This window comes from Escherichia sp. AM3, assembly GCF_032029835.1.
Taxonomy (GTDB): domain Bacteria; phylum Pseudomonadota; class Gammaproteobacteria; order Enterobacterales; family Enterobacteriaceae; genus Escherichia; species Escherichia coli.
Genome location: NZ_JAVUPQ010000558.1, coordinates 1 through 471 on the forward strand (window position 1 = coordinate 1; position 471 = coordinate 471).

Annotated in this window: 2 protein-coding genes; one reads left to right on the forward strand and one right to left on the reverse strand. The window is 46.9% G+C overall.

Annotated features, from left to right (window positions below; all coding sequences use genetic code 11):
- On the forward strand, positions 1 to 419 hold a 419-nt coding region (locus tag RTW80_RS27210), incomplete at its 5' end, for an RHS repeat-associated core domain-containing protein (protein WP_409415322.1).
- On the opposite strand, the gene RTW80_RS31805 is transcribed toward RTW80_RS27210, so the two are convergent.
- Positions 413 to 469, reverse strand: a complete 57-nt coding sequence (locus RTW80_RS31805) for an IS1 family transposase (protein WP_003032489.1) — start codon at positions 467 to 469, stop codon at positions 413 to 415. The two genes, RTW80_RS27210 and RTW80_RS31805, sit on opposite strands and share 7 nt — an antisense overlap.
- Positions 470 to 471 lie beyond the last annotated feature (2 nt).

Below are 471 nucleotides of genomic sequence, written 5' to 3' on the forward strand. Positions count from 1 at the left end.
GCCTGCCGGGGCAGCAGTATGATGAGGAGTCCGGCCTGTATTACAACCGCCACCGCTATTATGACCCGCTGCAGGGGAGGTATATCACTCAGGATCCGATTGGGCTGAAGGGGGGATGGAATTTTTATCAGTATCCGCTGAATCCGGTTCAGTATATAGATTCAATGGGACTGGCATCAAAATATGGACACTTAAATAATGGCGGATATGGAGCGAGACCCAACAAACCGCCTACGCCCGATCCAAGTAAATTGCCGGACATAGCGAAACAATTAAGACTGCCATATCCTATTGACCAGGCCAGTAGTGCGCCTAATGTTTTCAAAACATTCTTCAGAGCATTAAGCCCTTACGACTACACACTGTATTGCAGGAAGTGGGTAAAACCAAATCTGACGGTAATGACTCCAACTTATTGATAGTGTTTTATGTTCAGATAATGCCCGATGACTTTGTCATGCAGCTCCACCG